Origin of the sequence: Natronoflexus pectinivorans, assembly GCF_004345615.1 — a bacterium.
GTDB classification, from domain to species: Bacteria; Bacteroidota; Bacteroidia; order Bacteroidales; family Marinilabiliaceae; genus Natronoflexus; species Natronoflexus pectinivorans.
The window spans coordinates 96,963-121,631 of record NZ_SLWK01000009.1 but is presented as its reverse complement, the minus strand read 5'-3'; the positions used below and the strand labels follow the sequence as shown (position 1 = coordinate 121,631).

Sequence of the window (24,669 nt, the reverse complement as noted above, 5' to 3'; positions counted from 1 at the left end):
ATTTTATTTTTTTGTGATTGTTATTATTGCAGAAGATAATTCCAGACAATTAAATAACACATTTACCGACCAGGTAGTATTAACTTCCTTGTTTCCTTCTGAAATGACTGTCAGTTTAAAGTCACTGTTTCCTTTCTTAGCGATAAGACGGGTCATTTTTTGTATAACCTGTTTCTGGAACGACTCAGGTATAAATAACTCAATGAAATTTAATCCTGTAACATCTTCGCGCTTTTTCCCAAAAAATGATTCGGCTGCCGAGTTAAACTCCAAAATTTTCCAGCTGGCTGAAATTTTTAGTATAGCCTTCGAAGAAGAATCAATTAGGAGCCGATTTTCCTGGTTTATTTTTAGCAGTTTATCTTCTACCAGTTTCATTTCGGTTATATCTATAAAAGTTATAACTAACCCGTCAATTCGATCGTCGAAAGTACGGTAAGGCATTATCCGGATGGAGAACCACCTGCCATCCTTCGTTGGAATCTGTTTTTCAATGAATATGAGTGTTCTCAAAACTTCGAGAGCATCATCTGGCAGTTCCGGGTATATGAGTTGTGAAACCTGATCGGTAAATGGCCTTCCGATGTCGCTTTTAATGAGCTTAAATATTTTTGTAGCCTGATTAGTATAACGGCGTATATTCAGCTCTTTGTCCAGGAACAGAGTTGCAATATCGATGCTGTTCAACAGGTTTTTCATATCGTTGTTAACCCGTGAATAATCATCCACTTTGGCCATTAATTCTGCATTTACCGTTTGAAGTTCTTCATTGAGGCTCTGCATCTCTTCTTTGGAGGTCATTAGTTCTTCATTGGTGGATTGCAATTCCTCATTTGTAGATTGCAGCTCTTCATTTGTGGATTTTAGCTCTTCTTGTGAAGTTTGCATCTCTTCCATGATGTTTTGCATTTCTTCACGGGTATGCTGCAGCTCCTCTTCAAGTTTAGCCTCTCTGGCAGTTGATGGTGTTTTTTTTCCTTGTTTCTTCAGTGGTTTTTCATCAGTAGATTTCGGAATTTCAGTAAAAATAATCATGAGTTTACCATACAATGGTTCCGGCTTATGGATCCACTGAATGGTTACATTTAAAGTTATTGAGCCTCCATTGGTTCCAATAATAACATTATGTAACACCACTGTTTCTTTTTTGGTTGTCGCATTACGAAACGCAATGGCAAAATCACTCTGAAAACCAGGGCGTAACATGGCGAAAATATTCAAATTTGCCTTACCAACAGCAGGCTCGAGATATTTCCCGGTTCGTCCGCTGATGTATAGAATATCACCATTTTCATTAACTAATACCCCTGCTGGAGAAAACTGGCTCAGGAGCAGTTGATCGGCAAGCGTTTGAATGTTCATAAGAGGTTTTTCGGGTGGATTATTTTCAATGCTTCCAATTCTGGGTCGGGTAAACGATGACGGAAAATTCAAAAGAAGTGGGTTGTGACTCACTTCGGAACGTTTAAATATTTTAAGGTTGCTATTCACGAGAGAAAAAAGATGACTTTGCAAACCAAGGGTTTCAGAGGTGCCAAGCACAAGAATACCATTCTGGTTTAAGCTGTAGTAGAATAAGCCAAGCAGTTTTCTCTGCAGTTCAGGGTCTAAATATATTAACAGATTCCGACACGAAATAAAATCAATATTGGTAAACGGTGGATGCATTATAATATTATGTTGCGCAAAAACTATCATCTCCCTAATTTCTGAGCTAATACGATATCCTTCTTCGGTTTTAATGAAGAATCGGTTCAGTCGTTTGGGAGAGACATCGGAGGAAATATTTTCAGGGAACAATCCTTTCCTTGCATAATTTATTGCATCGTTATCAATATCAGAAGCAAAGATCTGCAATGACAACCCTGTGGCCGGGTATAGATTTTCCTGTATTTCTTTAAAGATGATGGCGAGAGAATAGGCTTCCTCTCCTGTTGAACACCCGGGAATCCAGGCTCTCAATTGAGTATTTGGTTTTAGGTTTTTAATCAGTGTCGGGATCTCTTTTTCTTTGAGCTTTTCCCAAACAGCGGAATCTCTGAAGAAATTAGTTACCCCAATCATTAGTTCTTTGAAAAGGATATTTATTTCCTCCGGGTTTTCCTGCATAAAATGAACGTATGCAGTAATACTATCAATTTTATGTATGCCCATTCTTCTTTCTATTCGTCGATATACCGTGTTCTTTTTGTAGAGAGAAAAATCATTCCCGGTATGTGTTCGCAATAGAATAATTATTTTTTCAAAGGCACTTTTATCTTTTACTTCAACATTTGAATTCGTCTTAGTTACAGGAATGTGCTTAAGGTAATCTATCAGTCCGGAAGGGAGTTCTTCAGGTGGAGCAATAATATCGACCAATCCTGAGTAAATAGCATTGCGTGGCATGCTGTCAAATTTTGCAGTTTCAGGATCTTGCACCAATACGATTCCATTTTTTTCTTTAACTGCTTTAATGCCAATGCTTCCATCTGAACCCATCCCTGAGAGGATGATTCCAATTGCATATTCATTTTGATCATCGGCCAGTGAGCGTAGAAAAAAATCAATAGGAAGTCGAAGCCCTCTGGCTTCGACAGGCTCAAAAAGGTGAAGAACTCCTTTTAAAATGGAGATGCTTTTGTTTGGAGGGATTACATATACACAGTCGGGTTTAACCTTTGTAAGGTCTTGCACCTGAGAAACCTGCATTTTAGAAATTCTCTGCAATAGTTCCGGAAGCATCCCTTTTTGTGTGGGATCCAAATGTTGAACAACGACAAAAGCCATTCCACTTTTTTCAGGAACATTTTTCAAAAACAACTCTAAGGCTTCCAGTCCCCCGGCTGAAGCACCGATTCCTACTATTGGAAATTTAGCGGATTGTATATCAGGAGTCTTTGATTTATTAGTCTGTTTTGTCTTTTTTGGTCTCAATTATTCGAATTTTATATATAGCATTTCATTATTACTTTAAGCTCGCCTTCTCACCTATCCATAATAATATCAGTCAATCACTCTTTTAGCAATTTATTACAACATAAGGTACCAAATTTCGCATTAATAATTAACAAATATGCTCTAATTAATATATTTCGAACAAGCACTCTTTCCTTTTATTGTTTAAATGTTGAATTTATGAAGCCTGATAAGTATTTGTGTTATATGATTACTATAATTTTTTACAATATTCCCACTTTTTATTTTATTCAATCCTGAAATGTATTTTCTACTACTTAATAAATCAACGGTTATTGTGATTTGTCTTTTTACTATTTATCATCTAATCTTATTTAGATAATGAATTCTTATCCCTGAAAAACTTTAATGAATGACTATGAACCTTGTTAGTAGTTGCAAATGTGTGAATGATGTAACAGTAATGAGTAAATGTGTAACATTTACTAACTAAAATGAGCCGAACTTTATTCTAAATAGTTAACCAATATTAATACGATTATTATGAACAAGTTTAGAATGAGTTTCCTCGTTATTTTAAGTGCAGTTTTCATCTTTGGAGGCTGTTCTTCGTGGAATAGAACACAGAAGGGAGCGGCAGTTGGAACTGCAGCTGGTGGAACAGCAGGAGCGGTAATAGGCAGAGCATCAGGGAATACAGCGCTTGGTGCAATTATTGGCGCAGCCGCTGGTGGTGCTACAGGTGCGGTCATTGGCCGACAAATGGACAAACAGGCTGAAGAGATTGCGAAGACGGTTCCCGATGCAAAAGTTGAGCGGGTAGGTGAAGGTATTGTTGTGGAATTCAGCAGCAATATTTTATTTGGTTTTGATGAATCAAACCTGTCGAATGACGCTAAAAGGAATCTGGATAACCTGGTTGTAATATTAAATAACTATCCCGATACCGACATTGAAGTTCAGGGTCATACGGATAGTAGCGGAAGTGAGTCATATAACCAAACCTTATCAGAACAAAGAGCCAGAACCGTTTCCAGTTACCTATCGGGAAAAGGAATCGCCTATAGTCGTTTAAACATAAAAGGATTTGGAGAGTTAGCACCCAAATATGAAAATGAATCAGCAGCAGGTCGTACGCAAAATCGTCGGGTTGAATTTTTGATTACGGCTAATGAAAAAATGAAAGCCGAAGCTGAAAAACAAGCATCGAATTAATTTGTTGTTGACATTTTTATGGATGACAATAAGTTAAATTAAAAACCTTACGTGTTTCATCAATAATTTCATCAGATTTAATTTATACACAATGAATACAAAACTTTTTTCTTTAATTATACTATTATCACTTTTAGTACCAATTGCAGCAATTTCCCAGCAGGCTGCAGAGTCAAGAACATCCATAGGAATTCTCGGGGGTATTAACTTTCAGAATCTGAACGGTAAGGATATAGGCGGTAGTTCGCTCGAAAATGATATGCTTATTGGTTTTCATGCAGGACTGAATGCTCAAATGCCCCTTGCTCCTGAGTTTTATTTTCAGCCGGGATTAATATTCAGTACAAAAGGTGCAAAGAACTCTGAGGGTGTTATTTCATCCACATACAAGCTGTCGTACATCGAACTGCCGTTGAACCTTGTTTATAAAGCGATGGTTGGAAATGGTTATTTTTTCCTTGGATTTGGGCCTTACGTAGCTTATGGAGTTGGGGGTAAAGCCACGTACGAAGGTGGTCCTGCATCATTTGATGCAGATATTGAATTTAAAAACAAGGTGAACGCCGATGACCCATTAACTACTGTTTATGTAAAACCATTTGATGCAGGGGCAAACCTCTTTTTTGGTTACGAGCTGCAGTCAGGATTATTTTTGCAACTGAACACTCAACTGGGTTTGCTGAATATCAGTCCGGAAGATAACCGAATTACCGGTGATGACCAATCGACACTTAAAAATACTGGTTTCGGAATGTCACTTGGATACCGTCTATAGAATATTAAGCGCTTGTTTAGAGGTATAATGTTATGGACTTTTAAGATATTTAGTTTCGATGCATTCGGGAGATTGGTCGTTAAGTTTTTAGCCGAGAAGTAAACAAAAGAGCACAAAGACGAATATGTACTACCACATATTCGTCTTTGTGCTCTTTTAGAAATACATATTGAGCATTGTTGTTTCCCTTTTTAACTTATCAGAAAATCGTTTATATTCTACCGAAATGTAATCACTCCCGGCTTTCCAATCTCAAAATCACGGATTCCGAAATCAATGGTTTGAAAAGAGTTTGCTTTAAAGATATTGTTTCCTATACCGGCGATTACCGGATAATACGAAATAGATAATTGAAAAGCATTTAAAACAAGGTTATCATTTTTTATTAAAACACCCAGTCCAATTTGCGAATACAATCTGCTGTTACGAAATCCCTTTGCTGTATCTCCAAGCATACCCAGCGAAAAATTAAAATAGGGGCCAAAATGAAACCCGATGAAATTCCAGGGGGCGTATGATTGTGTTTGCGACGTAAACAACAAACGACTGGTGCCCGATAATTCAGGGCTGTTAAAGCCTCTCAACCCATATTCATGGTTAATGGTTAAGCTGTCGTAATCGGTGCGGTGAAAACCAAGAACTAATTGAGGCTTAACAAACTGTCTGAATTTCCATTGTCCTGCTTCAATCAATTTTGTAAAATAATTTGCCTCCACCAGAAAAACTCCATCCTCAGTATTATCTGATCTGAGAAATGTTCCGTATTCAATATTAGAACTGATATATCCCCAGGAATAATAGTTTCCTGAAGAGAACCGAGCTCCGATATAAAAACGGTCAAAACCGTTTTTATGTTGATAGCCTCCGGTGAGAGCAATTACTTTTCCTATGGGGACATCTTCCGATACTCCAAATTTGAAAATGTACCTGTCTTTTAGATACAAGCGGGTGGATATTCCTACACTTGAAAGATAGAGGTTTTCATTCCTGTAAAACTGTAAGGTATCTATTTTTTCGGGAGGCTGTTCGATAAAACGGATGCGCTTAAAGCGCATGGAAGAGATGAATCTGGTGGTTCGACTATATTCAGATGTCCCTCTCAAAACAGGAACAGAATTTCCGATCCAAAAATCCTGTAAATTGTACTTGTAGGGGATAAAATTGTCGGACCAGATGGGATTCTTAAGATGGTGTTGCGAGAAATTTGTCCCGCCTGCCCACTTTGATAAAGGTGAAAAAAACGGACGTTCGAAATCAATACTTTTGATAAAAATGCCATATTCATCAGTACCGTATTCAAGAGTAGAATTAATGTAAGTATTGCTGATGTTTGGGATGAAATATTTTATTCGGTAAGCAATATCTCCGGTTGTTCGGTTCACAATTATCCCATTTTGAAGCCTGTGCCCGAGTCCCAAAAGGTTGTTTTCACGCAGACTAAGGGTTAGGCGTAAAGCAGACCGGGAGGCTCCGGGGAGAAGGCTCCAGCTATCGAGTTCGCGAATGTAGATATCAACTGAGTCAACAGATCCAGGTACTTCCAGTGTGTAAAAAGAGACATCCGTGACATAGTTCATGCTTCGAACCAACCGCTCTGATTCTTTTATTCGCAAAGAATCATAGAGCTGGTTTTCACGTACCAATAACAAATTTCGAATGGTATTGGGTTTGGTTTTTATATGATATCTGTTTCCTGCTTTGGTTAATAAATTCAGCGACCCCGTAATGGTGTCGCCAATTGAATTGCCAAACGGGTCTAAGGTAATAATATTAATATGTCTGATGATTTTTCCTTCAAAAGTACTGTATGGTTTTTGTTTCAGTTGTTTGTTCACCTTTTCCTGAGCTGGAATTGATGACACCGGTTTAAAAAATAACCGGAACATAAATTTAGTAAATCCACTGCGGTCTGAATAAGTTTCAATGTTCTCATAAAGAAGAGTTGAGTCTCTTTGGACTGGTGCATCCTGTGCTAAAGCAAATTCAATTGCCAAAAGAAAAATACCAAAACACAATACCACACGTTTCATCCCTAATAGTTCGTTAAAAGGAAGCTAATATCATCAATTATCAACCTAACCCTATCTCAATTATTTTCTTGCGTCTCTTCCTCTAACCGCAACCGTTCTTTTTCCCTTGCTTGTCGCCTGAAATACCTCCGAAAAAGGAAATTATGTTTTAGAGCTTCCATGTTTTCGTTGAGTCCAATGCTGCTCTCTTTGATGTTTTCCATGGTTTCATGGATGTTATTTACAATGGTTGTATCACGAATCAACATTCCAATGGCTCCTTCGCCGCTGTTAATTTTCGTCATAATCTCACCGAGTTCGTTGGAGGCAACTTCAGTTTTTGCAGCGGTTTTAAGTAAGCTTTCCATAAAAGCAAACACATTATCTTGTGTAAGCTCTATGGTTTGATCCAATCCTTCGGAACTCTTTCTTAAGTTTTCGATGGTCATATTAACATTTTCAGCAATAACTGGATCCGATATTAATCTTCCCAACATTCCCTGGCCGTTATTGATATTCGTCATTATTTCGGCAAGCTGATGAGTAACAACCTCGGCACTCTGTGCCGATGTTTTTAAGCTCTTAATTATGTCGTCGGTTTCAACCGGTTCTTGTGATGAGATATGTTGTCCGTCTATAGCCATAGGGGAATTAGTGCTTCCTTGAGAAATGATAATGATACGATCGCCAATTATTCCTTCGGAACCAATATTTGCATGACTGTCTGCCTTTATGAATTCCTGGACGTTTTTTCTAATAAGCATTTCAACCTGTACGGTTGAATCGTTAATGATTTTAATATTGTCCACAATTCCAACGTTTATGCCTGAGAAACGGATATTGTTTCCAACCTGAAGTCCGCTTACATTAAAAAAATTGGTAGTAATTTTAAATACAGGATTAAATAAATTCTGTTGCTTGCCAATTATAAAAATGGCAATTACAAATATGGCTATTCCAACTGTTATAAAAATGCCCAATAGCGCCTTGAAACGTGTTGTTTGATTATCCATACTTATGGTTTTTCTTTGAAAAAAGATTGTATTGTTTCATCTGATGAATTCTCAAATTCATCAATATTTCCTTCCATATATACATCGCCGTCCTTTAGCATTATTATTCTATCGGCTGTTGCACGTGCACATTCAATATCGTGAGTAATGATGATAGATGATGTGTTGTATTTTTTTTGAACATCATTAATTAGAGTGCTGATGCCACTTGAGGTTTCCGGGTCGAGACCCGTGGTTGGCTCGTCGTACAGCATAATCATTGGGTCAACAATTATAGTACGTGCCAGGCTTGCCCGTTTTCGCATTCCTCCAGAAAGTTCTGAAGGCATTTTGTGCAACGTATCGGTTAAACCTACATTTTCTAAAACTTCTTCAATTTTTTCATCCCTTTCCTTTTTAGTCAGTTTCTTTTTTATCCTGATTAAAGGGAATTCCAGATTTTGTTTAATGGTCATTGAATCATATAATGCACCACTTTGAAAAAGGAATCCAATTTTTTGTCTCAACTTTGATAATTCTTTACTTTTTAACTCATTTACATTTTTCCCGAATACCTTAATGGTACCCCTATCAGAGTTAATTAAACGGACAATACATTTAATAAGAACTGATTTTCCGGAGCCTGATTTCCCAAGCACTACCAGATTTTCGCCATTGAATAGGTTTAGCGACAAGTTTTTTAACACCTGAAGGTCATCAAAACCTTTACTTAGGTTATTGATTTCAATAACCAAATTGGAAGTTTCTGAGCTTTTTGCAATATCACCTACTTTATTACTCATTTTTTGCATTTTACTATAACAACATATCGGTTATTTGTACAGCAATCAAGTCAATTATTATCACGAGCAGAGAAGCAATCACAACTGCCGAATTGGCCGCTTTGCCCACGCTTTCGGTTCCCTGTGCCGCGGTATATCCTTTATAGCAACCTACTAAACCAATGGCGGCACCGAAAAAGAACGTTTTTATTACCGCAGGAAAAAAATCCATAAAATCAATGACCCTAAAAGCCTGATGGAAAAACAAAACAAAGGAGACACTGCCTTTGATGTTTATGGCAGCCCAACTTCCTAAAATACCAAGGGCGTCGGCGTACATAACTAAAACAGGAATCATCAATGTGGCAGCCAAAACCCTTGTGACGACCAAAAACCGTATGGGATGAGTGGAGGACACTTCCATGGCATCAATTTGTTCCGATACCTTCATGGAGCCTAATTCAGCTCCTATACCTGAGCCAATTTTTCCTGCACATATTAAAGCGGTAATTACCGGCCCCATTTCCCTAATGATTGAAGCAGCTACCATTCCGGGAAGGAGGGACACTGCACCAAAGTCGGCCAATACTGGCCGCGACTGTATGGTTAGCACTGCCCCCATAATCATTCCCGTCACCGAAATCAGCGGTACTGTTTTGTAACCAATCTGGAAGCATTGTCGGAGGAACTCATTAAATTCAAAATCGAGAGAGAAAGCCTCTTTTAACGTTTGCCAAAAGAATAATGTGAAATCACCTATGGCGGCAAACATTCTATTAGCTTCCTGTTTTTTTTTATACGTTTTTTCGCCAAGCCGCATTATCTGCAATTTGACAAAAATTGCCTTTTTGGTAACTTTTGAAGAGGATCCAAGTTTTTTCACATATTAGAATTAATATATTTACCGGAAGGTTTGTTGTGTCCCGCATAAGTGTTTAACAATCAAGAGTATAAAGAAGAAATGTGGGCTGTATGGGCATTTTGCCCGCCCACATTTCTTAACCAAACCAAACAATCTATCCTAATGAGCATAAATTAATGCCCATAATTCTTGTCATGTTGTTTTCCGATTTAAAAGATCTTTCGACCTTGAATAATCCTCAGAATTATTGCTATTACAGCGATTACCAGTAAAACATGGATAAGTCCACCTGCGCTGTATCCAATAAATCCAATGGCCCATGCAATAATTAGAATTATCGCAATGATATAAAGTAAACTTCCCATAACTCATTTAATTTAAATAATTGTTGAAAAAGACTCTCATATTCAAAGGTATTTCAATTCAGTCCCTTAAACAGTATATAATTATGAGAATTAGTTACATAATTCTCACATTTTTAGGTTTTGTCAATTCAAAAAAAAATCGCTAATCATTATCCTTAATTTATCTCTTTCGATAGGTTTAGAAATATACTCATTGCATCCTGCTTCAATTGACTTCTCTTTGTCTCCAGCTAATGCATAAGCAGTTTGTGCAATTATTATCAAATCCTTATTGAACTCACGAATTTTTTTAGTGGCTTCATAACCGTCCATTTTTGGCATATTTATATCCATCAGTACTAAATCGATATCATTATTTTTGCGACAAAACTCTACCGCTTCAACTCCATTTTTGGCTGTTATTATGTTCCTGCCCAGACCTTCAAGCATCTCGATAATTAGCATCTTTGAAATATTATCATCTTCTACCAATAAAATATTAAGTTTCCGGGTTGCATTTATCATTGTTGTTTCAGACTTAATATCCCGGGCGACATGAATTGTTTCCTTTACCGGAAGGGCTGGTATGGTAAAGTAAAATGTGGCACCTGAAGAATTTCCGTTTTTGTCGGCATTATTTTCCATCCATATTTTTCCTCCCAGCATTTCAACATAAGCTTTAGAAATAGACAACCCCAGGCCTGCCCCCTCGTAAGTACGGAATGATGCTTCGCTGCCTTGTCTGAACCGCTCAAAAATGATTTCTTTTTGGTCTCCCCGAATGCCTGGCCCACTATCTTTTACATAAAATTCAATAAATCCTTCTTTTTTTAAGTATCCAAGCTCAACAAAACCGAACTTTGTAAATTTAATTGCATTTTTAACCAGGTTTGTGAGAATTGCATAGACTTTTTCCCTGTCAGTATTAATATATGCTTCATCTATGCTCAACGCATTATTGAAAGACAGATGAAGATTTTTTTGCTTAGCTTCCAGTTTAAAAAAATGATAGATGTATTCTACCTGTTCGTTTAGATTGGTTTCTGAAATTGAGACCTCAATCTGTTGTGATTCTATTCTTGAAATACTTATGATATCGTTTAGGATATTGAGCATACGAGCACCACTTTCCTCAATGATTTCTATGTAGGTTTGTTGCTCTTCTCCATTAAGATTTATTTTTTTGAGCAATTCTGTAAAGCCCAGGATCCCATTCATGGGCGTCCTGATTTCATGGCTCATATTGGCCAGAAATGAAGATTTTAGTCTTTCACTTTCTTCTGCTTTTTCTTTGGCCTTTATAAGCTCGTGCTCGGTTTTTTTGAGTTTTGTTATATCAATTAGTATTACAAGGCATTTATTATCGATATTGCTGATTATACCATTTGTGAGTATGTATTTTATTGTTCCATCATCGCTTTCCAGTTCAATTTCGCAGGTTGCTTTTAACTTCTTATTAAATATTTTTTGTAAAAAACGATTGTAAGCATCTCTTGTATTAAGTGATACAAAAAATCCTAGATTACTATTTATTAAATGAGAACGTGGCTTTCCAAACATTCCTTCTGCGCTGAAATTTAAATCAATAATATATCCATCCCTGGTTAATGTCAGGTATCCGGAAGGAGCAAAGTCATATAATTCAGTAAATTTCTTCTCCGCTCTCTCTGCTTCTTCCTTGGCCTGTTTTAGCTCTTCATTTTGCATCTCCAACTCTATCTGATGAATTTCAAGCTCATGTATAAGGCTTTTTGCATCAATACTGGAAAAGGTGGTTTCTGATACTTTTTCTTTTGCTAATAGTAACTTTTCGGCACTTTGGCGTAATTTTTTGTGCTTTTTCTCAGTTGCCATTTGTATGTTTTGATTCCTATCTGAAACTTTCGACTTTTTCATTGTATTATATTGTTGGTTCAGAGAAGTTTGAATCACCTCTCTGTATTCATGCTATTCTTTGCTTCGTTAACTTTTAGTTTGCGTTTGAACCTATATCACCTTGACTTATAATGTTTTCAAACTCAACGGCAGATTGATATATGTTAATGTACCCATTGTAGACCAACCAGTTGGCGTAAGTAATATCCATCCCACCATCCAGTTTTCGTATGGTTGTATAACTTTTGCCGGTGTTCCCATCCACAAGGTTCAATGTTTTTGTGACCGGTCCGCCACCAATGGTTGTAACTGAACTCAAATTAATTGTAGCAGGATAAAATTCACCGGCAATGGTGCCTTCCAGATTGATTGTTACGAGCGTGTTTTCGTTTTTTCTTTTTTCAAAAAGTGCAGTACCTGATACTCCAAAGTTGTCGATGGCATTCAATGTATATATAACATTGGTATCAGTAATCACATTTCCACCAATGTCTCCTTGTGCCAATATCTCACTGGATTCGCTGTTGTCTTTTAGAATCCTTATAAAACCATCGTATTCAATCAATTGATTATAAGTTAACATGTTTATCCGGGTTGAACTGATTCCGGAATCATCAATGGGATTTAATTCTGCAACAATAGTTCCCCCTTCGGCTACCGTATTCATATATAATGCGGCCGGATGTGTTCCTGTGGGAGCATTAAAGAGCTTTAACGTAATGGTTGTTGAGGTTTTGCTTGTTTCAGTAAATGTAGCTGTACCCGTAACACCTAAAACATCTTGTGCATTTAAATTGTAGATGGTTTCTTTTTCAGGTGTATCATCTTTGTCACAACCGCTACCTGGCAACAGTAAAATTGCAGCAATCACCAATGAAAGTGCGACTTTTAGATTTCTTGCTTTTTTCATGATCTTAGTATAATTTATTTCCCGCATCTGGCGGGTCAGTTTTTTATCTACATAAACTATCAAATTTGTTGTTAAATTTTTATGTTCTGCAAACTATCCAGAACTCCAAATACATTTAGTAGCCAAATCACAAGAATGATAATTACCACAATATTCAGAATGCTTTTAATTGTTCGCTGCATCGGAATATACCTGTTCACAAGCCAAAGTATCAACCCGGCTATAATAATGACGATCAAAACTGTTAAAACTGGCATAAAATTTTAATTTGAATATTTATAATTTCAATACCACAATTTATGTTGTAATTTGTAATAAAGTATTACATAATCCTTGAACAGAGTTACATAATTCTCACTTTTGGCAGACTGAAGTTTTGATTTTGATGGTTGAACCTTTTTGAAAAGCCGTGTTTACCTATTGCGGATGTTTTTTGTAATAAAAAATGATAAGACTACTCCAGAATAACCTGAATTGGTAAAGTAATTTAGGTATTATGCTGAAGCATGCCCCCTCATGAAATACATCTTCTTTGACTGAAAACGGATATTGCACTGATGTACTTTGTCATTTCTTAAAAGACCAGACAAGTCAAGTTCCTGAAGTGAGAATTATGTAACATTTATTTGAAATTATGTAAAAGTCCATTCCTGCGATTTCACGAAATTTATTACAAATTGTTATCAATTATGAAGATATTGCTAATATATCCGTTGTATCCTGATTCTTTCTGGAGTTTTAAACATGCCCTTAAGTTTATTTCAAAAAAGGCGGCAGTTCCCCCACTTGGATTAATTACTGTATCTGCCATGCTACCCAAAGATTGGGAAAAAAAACTGGTTGACTTGAATATTTCTGAACTTGACTCGAAAGATATTTTATGGGCCGATTATGTTTTTATTAGTGCAATGTATATACAAAAAGAATCAGTAAATCGTATCATTTCGGAATGTGGGAGACTTGGAACAAAAATGGTGGCCGGTGGCCCCTTATTTACTCAGGAATATGAAAACTATCCACAGATTAATCATTTTGTTTTAAATGAAGCAGAAATTACACTGCCATTATTTCTTGATGATTTGTCTAATAATTGTGCTTCCAAAGTTTACAAAACCGACAAGTTTGCAGATCTTTCTCTGACACCAGTTCCCGACTACCATTTGTTGGAGATGAAAAAGTATGTTTTTATGAACATACAGGTTTCACGAGGTTGTCCTTATTCATGCGACTTTTGTGAAATCACCTCTCTTTTGGGGCACAAGGTGAGAATGAAAAGCCCCAATCAGATTATCAATGAACTTGAAGAATTATTTCGCTTAAACTGGCGCGGTTCGGTTTCTATCGTCGATGATAATTTTATCGGAAATAAAAAGGAAATAAAAACCAGCTTGCTGCCATTGATGAAAAGATGGATGCAAGTTCATAAACACCCTTTTGTTTTTAATATTCAAAGCTCAATTAATCTGGCTGACGATATTGAATTGATGTCTCTGATGGTTGAAACAGGTTTTACATCAACTTTTATTGGAATAGAAACTCCTGATGAAGAATCACTTCGTGCCTGTAATAAAGTGCAAAATAAAAACAGGAATCTGCTGAATTGTATCAAAGCTATACAACAGTCAGGATTGCAGGTTTCAGGTGGCTTTATTGTGGGATTTGACAGCGATACCCCCAGTGTATTTCAGCGACAAATTGAATTTATCCAAAAAAGCGGAATTGTTTCGGCAATGGTGGGGCTTTTGAATGCCCCCAAAAACACTCAATTATACAAAAGATTAGAGAAGGAGAAAAGATTGACCTTTGAATCCTCGGGTAACAATACCGATTCATCCATCAATTTCATTCCCAAAATGGATTACAACGAATTATTGGACGGATATAAACGAATTATTAATAACATCTATGCTGCCAGGCCATACTACAAAAGAGTACGTCAAATGTTTTTAAATTATAACCGTAAATATAATAAACAAAGAAGAATCAATTTTTCCCTCATTAGAGCCTTCATAAAATCGATGTATGTCATTGGCATTATTAATAAAGGAAGAATCGAATTTTGGAAATTGCTGCTCTGGACTTTGTTTAAAAGACCTGCCTTGTTTGCAGATGCCATAACCTTTGCCGTTTACGGGTATCATTTCCGAACAATTTTTGGTCTCAGGCAAAATTAGTCTATGTGAGAATGATGTAAATAATACTTCCAATTGTATAACCTTTTGCTGAGTTTCTTGCCGTAACATTGCGAACTCAGGAAATCATAATTGGCATTGTAGCAAATAACACTTAAATCTATAGTCATGACAAAAGAAAAAGTAACCAAGAAAGGCAGCAAAAAAGAAGCCCAAAAAACACTTAAAGAAAAGCGGGTAGAGAAAGCAGCAAAGAAGGCTCAAAAAAATGAATCTTCTAAATTGTTTCAATGAAGACGGCCGTAGATAAATGGTAGACTATCAAGGCTATAAAAAAAATTTATATATAGTTATAAATTCCGTATTTAATCTTTATAGTTCTTACTTTCCCAGCTCGTTAAACAACTTTATGTTATCGCACAGCCAATTTTTGATTGGCTGAGTGCTTTATGTAACCAACTTTTATAAAATGAAAATTGCCTTTATAGGAACATATCCGCCAAGAGAATGTGGCATAGGAACTTTCACTAATAACCTTTTCGACTCTGTGATTGTAAAAAGCAAAACACCAGAGAGTAGGGTGGAGGGGTTCGTTGTCGCTTTAAACGATTTTGATGCTCAATATAAATACCCTGTGGAGGTAAAAACAACCATTAATCAGGAAAAACTTGAAGACTATATTAAGGCATCCAGATTTATTAATTTAAGTGGTGCGGATGTATGTATTTTAGAGCATGAATTTGGCATTTTTGGCGGACAGGATGGCGTTAATATTTTACCTCTGTTACATCGATTGGATATCCCTTTCATTGTGACCCTTCATACAATACTAAATAAACCATCCTATAATCAGAAAGCTGTACTACAGCAAATTTGTAAAATGGCACAAAAAATTGTGGTGATGAGTCAAAAAGCGATAGAATTTTTAACCACCATTTATGATGTGCCTTCTTCAAAAATTGCATTCATAGAGCATGGGGTGCCCGATTTGCAGTTCAATGCAGAAGAATCGAAAAAGGAATTTAAGTTGGTGCAAAAAAAAGTCCTGCTCACCTTTGGTTTTATTGGACGAAATAAAGGTATTGAAACTGTAATAAAAGCGTTACCTAAAGTAGTGAAAAAATACCCTGAGACCATTTATGTTGTATTGGGTAAAACACACCCGAATGTCTTACGCCATTCGGGTGAAGAATACCGTATCTATTTAATGCGGATGGTGAAAAAGCTAAAAATGGATAAGCACGTAATGTTTTTAAATGAGTTCATCGGAGTAGAGGACTTATTTAAATATTTGTCGGCTTCCGATATATACATTACACCTTATTTAAATGAAGCACAAATTACAAGCGGAACACTTTCATATGCGGTAGGAGTAGGGGCTGCTGCAATTTCCACCCCATATTGGCATGCTGAAGAGTTATTAGCCAATGGCCGTGGCCGTTTTTTCGATTTTAAGGATGACACGGGGCTATCAGAACTGCTGATTACCATGCTTGACAACCCGGAAATGATGGCAAAAATCAAGAAGAAAGCATTGAACTATGGCCGCAAAATCACGTGGCCAAAAATAGGTGATAAATATGCCCTGCTTGCAAAATCCGTTATTGGTAAAGAGTTTCCATCAGTACCTAAAAAGGACGCTATTTTTGACTTGCTGATTATGCCTCCATTTTCCCTTACACATATTAACCGGCTAACCGATGATACAGGAATAATTCAACATGCCAAGTTTGGGATTCCGGATTTAAAGCAGGGTTATTGCCTTGATGATAATGCCCGAGCATTGTTAATGGTTTTAATGGCATACAATCAGGTTAAAGAATCCAGAGCACTGGAATTGTCTCCTATTTATTTAAGTTACATTCACTATATGCAAAATAGTGATGGTACGTTTAAGAATTTTTTGAGTTTTAGCCGGCATTTTTTAGATGAGTCCGGGTCTGAGGATTCATTTGGCCGTACTATATGGGCATTGGGTTATTTATTAGGCAATCCGCCTAACGATGCATATTACCAGGCCGGTAAAGAGATATTTTATAAAGCTGCGCCAAATTTCGAAAAGCTTCAGTCCATAAGGAGTATAGCTGCTACCATGATTGGTGTTTGTCATTATTTAAAGGGACATCCGGATGATGAATCCATGGTGGAACGATTGAGAAATATGGCGAAAAGATTATCTGATAATTATAAAGATAATAAAACACCTGATTGGAAATGGTTTGAACCATTGCTGGCATATGATAATGGGATTTTACCATTGGCCATGCTACACGCAGCCGAAATCTTAAACGATAATGAAGTTAATGGTATTGCTATAGCAACGATGAATTTTATGACTCATCACACATTCAAGAATAAATATCTTAGTGTAATCGGTAACGAGAAATGGTTTAAGAGGGGAAGCGAACGCTCCCACTTTTCTCAACAACCCATTGATGCTATGGCCTCTGTATTGATGTACAAACAGGCATTCCAATTGACAAAAAATAAGGTTTACTTAAAACATCTATATGCGTCGTTCTTATGGTTTTTGGGTGATAACGATTTGCGATTAAGTCTGTATGATTTTGAAACACAGGGCTGTTGTGATGGATTTGACCAAAACGGCGTAAATAGAAACCAGGGAGCCGAAAGCTCTCTTGCGTATCTTATTTCCTATTTAACGATATTGGAAGCCTATTCTACGTACATTAAATCAGACAAATTTATTCCGATAAAGTCTGAAAAGCATACCGCAGTTGTTAATTTTTTAATTAACAACTTATTCTGAATTTATTGTCTTTATCGCTATTTGTAAATCATTTAAACAGATATTATTGGCATCTTGGAATAATTGAAAAAACATGCGTGTTTTTTCAACATGAAGTGGGCTCATCTTAAAATACATATACATGCCTGTATTCACCATCGAACATGTAAATTGTAGCCTGTCTTAAGGCGCCGAATGAGGTTCTGCTGTTAACAACCCTAACTTAGGATACAGAAAAGAATGAAATATTGAGACATTAATGCTTATTGATTAGAATAAATTTCATCAGAAAAGAACAGGACTCTTCTTTCTTCCACACATTTAGCTGCATATAAATACAAAGCGGCACTCCAGGTTTGCCAATCCTGCCCCATAGGCATCCCGTTCTGGGCTTTAATCCATTCATTAAACCCATATTTTAAAGAGCTGTTGTGGGAGAGTTTTACCATTTTTGTTAATTCTATCATTTTTTTTTCTGCGAGAATGTAACGTTTAGCAGCTACCAAAGCGGCAATATACAATCCGCAGATAAATGGCCAGATTCCACCATTATGGTATTCACCGGGATTGTTATATTTGGCGTATCTTGTATGCCAATCGGGATCTGAAGGTTTAATAAAGGGGAAAAAGTTGGGGGGGAGGTTCATAGCAAGACTCCCATTGTTTTTCAGGTTTTTGCATTCATTTTCAATCCAGATTATCATTTCCTTAGCTCTTGTATGTGATGCCAATCCTGAGATTATTGCCAAACTGTTACCGAGCAAATCAAACCGTTCACTACTGAAAATTTTATAAGACCAAAAAGCAAAATATGGTTTGCGCCTTACAACAAGTCCTTCGTGTACATGTTTATGCAAGATTCCATTCGTTATGGTGAAACTTTCCATATCGTGTTTTAAAGAATCTGCTCTTTTATTTTGATTGTGTAACCGCAGCGAAGAATATGTCAGTACATTTACAAAAAGGCCATACCCTGTTACCCATTGTTCATCTCTCCAGTCACTGGTTGGTTGCTGAGCAACAAGATACCTGTCAGAAGGACTTTGGTATTCCATCCAGCGAAGGGCTTTTGCAATGGCTTTTTGCAGGAATAACTTATCATTTGTAATTTTTCTGAAAATTCCAACTCCAAGCAAGAAAAGTGGGGTTGTATCACTGGCACCTCGGTCTTCTGAATCATGCACTAGAGAAGGAATATGACCATGTTCCGTTTGGTTTTTTGCCAGAGTTTCCAATACCACTCGCATTTTTTCTATAAGCTGTTGGTTTTCTGAAACACCAATACCTAAAATAGAGAACATTAAATCACGGGTATATGGTTCTGGGTATCCCCAGCCAGCTGTTCGCGGCAGGCCATGAAAAGAGCCATGTGAATTGTGAATCAGCACTTCAATTGCTGCTTTTCTGGCTTCATCGATTTCAAGCTGACTGGCAGTTTGCATAATTTGTTTGAATTAGATTTTTACTTCGAAATTATCGACTATTAAAAGGTTTTATCTGTTCATAATTGATTGATTCAATAAATGTTAAGTTTATCACGAACAATTTGGATAAAACGTTTGGCAACTTCGCGATAGTCAAATTTTTCCACAACTCTTTTTCTCCCTGCTTTTCCCATCCTTATTCGCAATGCTTCATCATTCATTAAGGTTAGCAAATACTTTGCTATGTCTTGCACATTTGCCCGGTAATCAACAGTACGAGGAATATCAAACAATACCTTGTGTTTATCTTCAAAACCTGATTCTTCGCCTACAATAACTTCATTAACAACAATTCTGTTGGCAACCCTCGCCAGTAGAGCTGTTTCTTTATGCACTAGTGTATCAAGCATTCCCATTGCATTTAGACTAACAACAGGTTTCTCACATGCACCGGCTTCAATTTGAGGCATTCCAAACCCTTCGAGTCTTGAAGGTGCTGCATATATGTCACAAGCACCAATCAGGTATGGCATAAATGCCCTGGAAATTGTATTGGTGGCATACGTTACATTTTTTTCAATACCCAAGCGAGTTGCCATTTCTAAATCAGCCAGATTTTGGACTTTTGTACGGGGTTGCGGCCACACTTTGCAAACATACTTCCAGCCGGGTGCCTTTGAATCAATAATGGCAAGCGCCTGCATCACTTCTTGTGCTCCCTTGGAGGCAGCGTCGCCACCAACAGTCAGAATCATTATTTGATTAAGCGAAACACCCAAAGCTTCCCGCACAGCTAAAATCTTTTGTTCATGCTTATTAAATGGTTGAAAAGCGTCAGTATCGCAACCAACAGGTAGAACCTCAATAATTTCAGGATTAATTCCATCTCTAACATACATCTCTTTAACCCAGTTAGATGTTACCAGTATCAGAGGCAGAGCATTTAAGACCTCTTGGTAGTTCGCGATATAGCCGTCGGCTACCAACCAGGGAACAGTCTTTATACCGTACCTTTGTGGATGTAGAACTAATTGTGGCGTATGTCCCCAATATCCAATACCAACGACTATATCGGGTTCAAACCAACGATAGTACCATTCCTTTTCTTGTGCAGACTCATAGTGTGCGGCATGGGCATCAACACCCATCTCAAGAAGCCCTTTGTAAAGCAAATCTCCCTGAGTTGACAGACCACCTGGAGATGGTGGGTAATCATATAATACTAGTACTTTCATAATATGGTCGATGGTTCCACTGGATGGATAATTCTGTGTTTCAATTTCTAATAAGATTGAAATATAGTGCACCGATTGCTTTGAAAAATGAGATTTCCGAAGTTTCAAAGACTCTGATAACTCGTAAACCTGGCTAAAAATGGATTTGTACTGTTATAGAATAAATTAAAACACTTATAACATAGTTGTTAATTGATAATCTGTTCAAATCCAAAATTGTAGAAGTTTCACACTCCGCATCTGAAATTACTTTATGCTATTAAGCCATTTTAAAGCAGTCGCGGGGTTTGTGAATTGCCAAAATGCTTCAGTTTTGGGGGTCGTTTGTGCTTCCCAGCTGTTAGCGGGAAAGCCATATATTTCTGTAATAATTTGAAGTTTCTTTTCCCATATTTTTTTGGGAATTGTATGACTGATTGTTGCCTTTTCAACTGACTTTGGTAACCATCCTTTATTTCCATCATTATATGCATAAACCCATAGTTGGTTTGCAGATATCTTGTTTTTATACCATAAATAAATTACTGCTTCACCTATTTCTTCGTGCCGCAAATGTCTGGTATATTCTCCAGTTGGATTGTGACTAATTATTATATCGAAATGAGTATAAGGTAATAAGGCAAGGATCTCTTTTTCTACGTCTATTCTTCTTAACGGAATCTGTTCAATTCCGTCATCAAGGTTGCCCATTATTCCTGTTGCTTTTAATGTAGTTATGGCTTTTAAGAACTTTGGTGCGCGGTCAGGATCGCTTCCTCTACACAAAGAAATTATAAACCATTCGTATGTAGGGCGACTTAATATTGTTCCTCCACTCCATAAAGTTTCATCATCTGGATGTGCAACAATTACTACAACGGATATCGGTGATATGCTTATGCTCATTTATTCTTAAGGTTCTAGAATAAGTTCGACAAAACCTCATCTGAAAATTTATAGCATCTCTCTATTCAATTCTGCAATCGTTTGTTCGATAACTGTTTATTAAATATAAGCCTTATAAGAATGATTACCGTGGCTATGGCAAGCAGTAAGTGCACAGGCCCCTTGGCATGTAGCCCCCAGAAAAGGATTCCCCAGATGACAAAGAACAATCCGGAAATTATATAGAGTAAGTTTTTCATGATTATTGGTGTTAATTGATTCCATCGATTCTAATTCTAACGATTTCACTCTAATCCTTCACAAAAAAATCGGAGATTGCCTTCCCCAGTTCGTTCATATCTTTTCGGAATTCAAGTTGTTTTTCATCCCAATTATCTACTTGTTTATTTTTGAAATCGTTAATCCTGGTTTTAAGTTCTGTGTTTTTTTGCTTCAGTTGCTCTAATTTTTTCTCATAAATGGCTTTATCCTCATTCTTTTCCTTTGCAACTTTCTCTTTTAATTCATCAATATTCTTTTCATAAACAGAAATTTGGTCTTCAGTTTCTTGAATGAATTTTTGATAAACTGTAAGCGTGTCCTCCTGAACTTTTGTTAAGTTTGTTTGAGCTTTTGCTAAATCTTCTTTAGCATTTAGCACTTTGTCTTTCGCTTTATCTTCTTTTGTAGTTTGCAACTGACAGTTAGATAATAACCCACCCACAATAATAATGGATAAGGACAGATATAAAATAGATTTTTTCATGGTCTCAAATTTTAATTGTTGATTCTTTTATTGGTGTATTATAAAGAGGCTGACCCAAAATTGAATTATTATTTTACGTGTCTTCCAAATCATAAATCCCCCAAGGGGGACTTTAAGCCTCCCTATTGGGGGAGCCTTGGAGGGGTGAAATCAAGATTGTTGCATGAAAATTTATAATCGACTTTTGAGGCAACCTTTTGATTCTAATTGTGAAACCTATAACCTAAAGTAAATTGATACCAAACATTTCTATATCTAGGCGTTTCTGATGAGCCATCACCGTTGTTTTTTAGCAGATCCCATCCTATTCTTGTTCCAAGAACAATGTGTTCAAAATTAAAATCCAATCCACCGGTAAAACCAAAAGTGTTTTTACGTATTTCCTGATCTAGGAATTCCTCTTGAGTCTCAATGCTTGAGGAAGCTGTTTCAAAAACATCTTTCTGTTTGATGAGATAGGAGTACTGCGGTCCGGCCAATATGGAGACATACTTTATGGGCTTTAATTGGAGGTAAATTGGAATGTCAATATGGTTTGTAGTACGAGTTAACTCGTATGGTTCACCTAAAATCCTTCCTGTCCCTTTAAAACCCTTCTGCGTGAATAATATTTCGGGTTGTACACCGAAATTTTTCCCAATTGGTATAGATACAAATACCCCTGTTGCAATACCAAACTTTGAATCGGCAACAAATTCTTCTCCTTGTGTATCATATACATTTGAGTAGTTCGTTCCGATTTTCGCTCCAAAATAAAAGTTTTCACGAGAATCGGTTCTGTAACTGTCCTCAGTGTTATACTGTGTATTCTGTGAATCTAAATAATTAGAGGACAGGAATACAATAATTGCGATTGAAATTAGTGTTTTCATAAATTATATTTTATGTTATACACAAATGTACTTAACATCGCAATCTGGTATATTACAACATAATTGTTTAATATTACATAATTCACACATTTGGTAATGTTTTATATCTCATCGGGAAGAGCAGTCTCCATTAATATAAAAGAAAGATGAAACGAGCCATGAAAAAACCTTATCATACATTAGCATGACTACTGTGGCGAGTTCTCCCGAGTACTCGGGAGCCTATAAAAATCAAATTATAAACAGATGAAAAGGTGTATTATGTCATCAAGTGTTTGAGGTTTTCTCTGTTTTAATGGATATAAGAGTAGTATATTATTGAGAAATGACAGTTATGAACTCTTCAGTTCGGTCAGTAAGTTCTTCAGGTTAACAGATGCATAGGTTGAAGAATAATCCGACATGGCATATGGAATTATTAACTCATCGTTATGTATCATCGAACCGCACGAATATACCACATTGGGCACGTAGCCTTCTCTTTCTGCTACATTAGGTATTAGTAGCGGTGTTTTTGACCTGCCAATTTCTATTTCGGGGTTATCAAGATCGAATAAAGCTGCACCTATAACGTACTCACGCATGGGGCCTACCCCATGTGTAATTATAAGCCAACCTTCTTCTGTTTCAATTGGCGATCCACAATTACCAATTTGAATTAATTCCCAGGAGTACTTAGGTTGTTGCAGCATTCTGGCTTCACGCCATATTGTGATGTTATCTGAAAAAGCAATATAATTACTAAATCCATCTATCCGGCAAAGCATTGCATATTTCCCGTTTATCTTCCGTGGGAACAAAGCCATGCCTTTATTCTTTGCTATTTCACCATGTAATGGCATCATTTTGAAGTGATAAAAGTCCTCAGTTTCTATCAACTTTGGCAAAATGGTAGTTCCATCATAAGCAGTGTAGGTTGCAAAATATTTTATTTTGTTATCATCATCCGTAAATTTCACAAATCGGGCATCTTCAATACCATTCCTTTCATTTGCAGAAACAGGGAATATGACTCTTTCGGAGATATTTGTATCCAATGAGAATTGAAGCTCATAATGTGATGATGCCAGCCATATGATTTGATTAAAAAGCACGTCTTTATCACATTCCAAATGAATCGCTTCTCGTGATTCTTTAATACATTTGCGAAGTTCTCCATAGGTAAATTCATCATTTAACTTATCCAGAACAAGTTCAGGTGGAACAATGCCATGAATCTCTTGCATTTCATCCAACTTTTTTGCGAATGATTTCTTATTGTAAATATGCCTTCTTATATGCTCTGCTTCTTCCAGTAAATTTCCGATGGGCTCAACTATAAGGTCATCGTTTTTGTCTAAAACTCCTGTTCTGAAAACAATTGAAGAAATGTGGCCCTCACCCGTAGCTCTAAAACTTATAATCACTCTTTTCGACCCAGGACTTATTTCAGTTTGATCAGGATGTTCGACCATGGAAGGATTAAAAAAAGCAGCTGATTCAATTGAATACTCCATTGTAAAATATGAACCAATGAGAATTTTCTTAGAATAATCAACATCATCGGGATTTATATGCAATGATGACAGCAAATGAGAAACTTTATTAAAATGCTTTTCAAAAATTTTTGAGATGTTACGATGGCGCATCGAAAAATCACGAAGTGTTTGCTGCAAAGTAAATGATGACTCATCTGCAGACATATTCAGGACAAACCGAATGGTATTTATGGCTCTGTTATCATCTATAAACAGAAACCGCACAATTACCCTGGCAGGGTCAGGTTTGAAGGTTATATTCTTCCTGCTTACAGATACTTGCATCTTGGTATTTTTTTTAAAGGTAACTGGATTTTTTGGATTATCTCTTATTATCAGCCTGAATTGCAATACTATTATTTGAAATGCTTATCCTTATCGCAATCGGCCATGAAAATCCAAAACAGAAAGAACATTATTCGCAAGTAAAGGATTGATTATTTTGAAC

General features: G+C 36.7%; 21 protein-coding genes. 5 read left to right on the top strand and 16 right to left on the bottom strand.

Translation table 11 applies throughout. The features are described from left to right. Positions 1-3: 3 nt before the first annotated feature. A complete protein-coding gene (locus tag EV194_RS12085; RefSeq protein ID WP_132434299.1) occupies positions 4-2,916 on the bottom strand; it encodes a chemotaxis protein CheB in 2,913 nt (970 codons plus the stop codon). A gap of 525 nt (positions 2,917-3,441) precedes the next feature. Between EV194_RS12085 and EV194_RS12080 the strand changes: the two genes are divergently transcribed. Both EV194_RS12080 and EV194_RS12075 read left to right on the top strand, forming a co-directional pair. Further along, entirely contained in the window at positions 3,442-4,113 is a 672-nt protein-coding gene (locus EV194_RS12080) for an OmpA family protein (RefSeq protein ID WP_132434298.1), read from the top strand. A 91-nt stretch (positions 4,114-4,204) separates the two neighbouring features. Further along, entirely contained in the window at positions 4,205-4,888 is a 684-nt protein-coding gene (locus EV194_RS12075; RefSeq protein ID WP_132434297.1) for a porin family protein, read from the top strand. 218 nt (positions 4,889-5,106) lie between these two features. On the opposite strand, the gene EV194_RS12070 is transcribed toward EV194_RS12075, so the two are convergent. The 8 genes from EV194_RS12070 to EV194_RS12035 form a co-directional block, all read right to left on the bottom strand. Continuing rightward, on the bottom strand, positions 5,107-6,918 hold the full coding sequence (locus tag EV194_RS12070; protein ID WP_132434296.1) for a BamA/TamA family outer membrane protein: 1,812 nt from the start codon (positions 6,916-6,918) through the stop codon (positions 5,107-5,109). Positions 6,919-6,974: 56 nt separating this feature from the next. Next, positions 6,975-7,910, bottom strand: a complete 936-nt coding sequence (locus EV194_RS12065) for an MlaD family protein (protein WP_132434295.1) — start codon at positions 7,908-7,910, stop codon at positions 6,975-6,977. A gap of 2 nt (positions 7,911-7,912) precedes the next feature. Then, the gene (locus EV194_RS12060; RefSeq protein ID WP_132434294.1) at positions 7,913-8,692 is read right to left on the bottom strand and encodes an ABC transporter ATP-binding protein; all 780 of its coding nucleotides are present in this window, start codon (positions 8,690-8,692) and stop codon (positions 7,913-7,915) included. Between the two features lie 13 nt (positions 8,693-8,705). Further along, positions 8,706-9,554 (bottom strand): MlaE family ABC transporter permease, encoded by an 849-nt coding sequence (locus EV194_RS12055; RefSeq protein ID WP_243699405.1) that lies wholly within the window; start codon positions 9,552-9,554, stop codon positions 8,706-8,708. Between the two features lie 188 nt (positions 9,555-9,742). Next, on the bottom strand, positions 9,743-9,898 hold the full coding sequence (locus tag EV194_RS12050) for a lmo0937 family membrane protein (protein WP_132434293.1): 156 nt from the start codon (positions 9,896-9,898) through the stop codon (positions 9,743-9,745). Positions 9,899-10,021: 123 nt separating this feature from the next. Further along, positions 10,022-11,584 carry a PAS domain-containing hybrid sensor histidine kinase/response regulator gene (locus EV194_RS12045; RefSeq protein ID WP_165921882.1) on the bottom strand — a complete coding sequence of 521 codons (1,563 nt, stop codon included), beginning with the start codon at positions 11,582-11,584 and terminating at the stop codon, positions 10,022-10,024. 262 nt (positions 11,585-11,846) lie between these two features. Beyond that, the gene (locus EV194_RS12040; protein ID WP_132434291.1) at positions 11,847-12,662 is read right to left on the bottom strand and encodes a hypothetical protein; all 816 of its coding nucleotides are present in this window, start codon (positions 12,660-12,662) and stop codon (positions 11,847-11,849) included. A 71-nt stretch (positions 12,663-12,733) separates the two neighbouring features. Continuing rightward, positions 12,734-12,919, bottom strand: coding sequence for a Thivi_2564 family membrane protein (locus EV194_RS12035; RefSeq protein ID WP_132434290.1), 186 nt, complete (start codon positions 12,917-12,919; stop codon positions 12,734-12,736). Positions 12,920-13,351: 432 nt separating this feature from the next. Here EV194_RS12035 and EV194_RS12030 point away from each other — a divergent pair, with 432 nt between their 5' ends. The 3 genes from EV194_RS12030 to EV194_RS12025 all read left to right on the top strand — a co-directional run bounded on the left by EV194_RS12030 (position 13,352) and on the right by EV194_RS12025 (position 17,564). Continuing rightward, positions 13,352-14,836, top strand: coding sequence for a B12-binding domain-containing radical SAM protein (locus EV194_RS12030; RefSeq protein ID WP_132434289.1), 1,485 nt, complete (start codon positions 13,352-13,354; stop codon positions 14,834-14,836). A gap of 126 nt (positions 14,837-14,962) precedes the next feature. Beyond that, positions 14,963-15,088: a hypothetical protein gene (locus tag EV194_RS17155; protein ID WP_262708668.1), complete on the top strand. Its 126-nt coding sequence runs from the start codon at positions 14,963-14,965 to the stop codon at positions 15,086-15,088. Positions 15,089-15,263: 175 nt separating this feature from the next. Beyond that, a complete protein-coding gene (locus EV194_RS12025) occupies positions 15,264-17,564 on the top strand; it encodes a glycosyltransferase family 4 protein (RefSeq protein WP_132434288.1) in 2,301 nt (766 codons plus the stop codon). 242 nt (positions 17,565-17,806) lie between these two features. Here the strand turns inward: EV194_RS12025 and EV194_RS12020 are convergent, their stop codons facing one another. The 7 genes from EV194_RS12020 to EV194_RS11995 all read right to left on the bottom strand — a co-directional run bounded on the left by EV194_RS12020 (position 17,807) and on the right by EV194_RS11995 (position 24,506). Beyond that, a complete protein-coding gene (locus EV194_RS12020) occupies positions 17,807-18,985 on the bottom strand; it encodes a glycoside hydrolase 100 family protein (RefSeq protein ID WP_132434287.1) in 1,179 nt (392 codons plus the stop codon). Between the two features lie 74 nt (positions 18,986-19,059). Continuing rightward, entirely contained in the window at positions 19,060-20,202 is a 1,143-nt protein-coding gene (locus tag EV194_RS12015) for a glycosyltransferase family 4 protein (RefSeq protein WP_132434286.1), read from the bottom strand. A gap of 246 nt (positions 20,203-20,448) precedes the next feature. Continuing rightward, positions 20,449-21,087 (bottom strand): PIG-L deacetylase family protein, encoded by a 639-nt coding sequence (locus EV194_RS12010; RefSeq protein WP_132434285.1) that lies wholly within the window; start codon positions 21,085-21,087, stop codon positions 20,449-20,451. A 65-nt stretch (positions 21,088-21,152) separates the two neighbouring features. Then, on the bottom strand, positions 21,153-21,326 hold the full coding sequence (locus EV194_RS16965) for a DUF5670 family protein (protein WP_165921881.1): 174 nt from the start codon (positions 21,324-21,326) through the stop codon (positions 21,153-21,155). Between the two features lie 50 nt (positions 21,327-21,376). Then, a complete protein-coding gene (locus tag EV194_RS12005) occupies positions 21,377-21,832 on the bottom strand; it encodes a sll1863 family stress response protein (protein ID WP_132434284.1) in 456 nt (151 codons plus the stop codon). A 203-nt stretch (positions 21,833-22,035) separates the two neighbouring features. Beyond that, positions 22,036-22,704, bottom strand: coding sequence for a porin family protein (locus tag EV194_RS12000; RefSeq protein WP_132434283.1), 669 nt, complete (start codon positions 22,702-22,704; stop codon positions 22,036-22,038). 332 nt (positions 22,705-23,036) lie between these two features. Next, entirely contained in the window at positions 23,037-24,506 is a 1,470-nt protein-coding gene (locus tag EV194_RS11995; RefSeq protein ID WP_132434282.1) for a glycoside hydrolase family 130 protein, read from the bottom strand. Between the last annotated feature and the right edge of the window lie 163 nt (positions 24,507-24,669).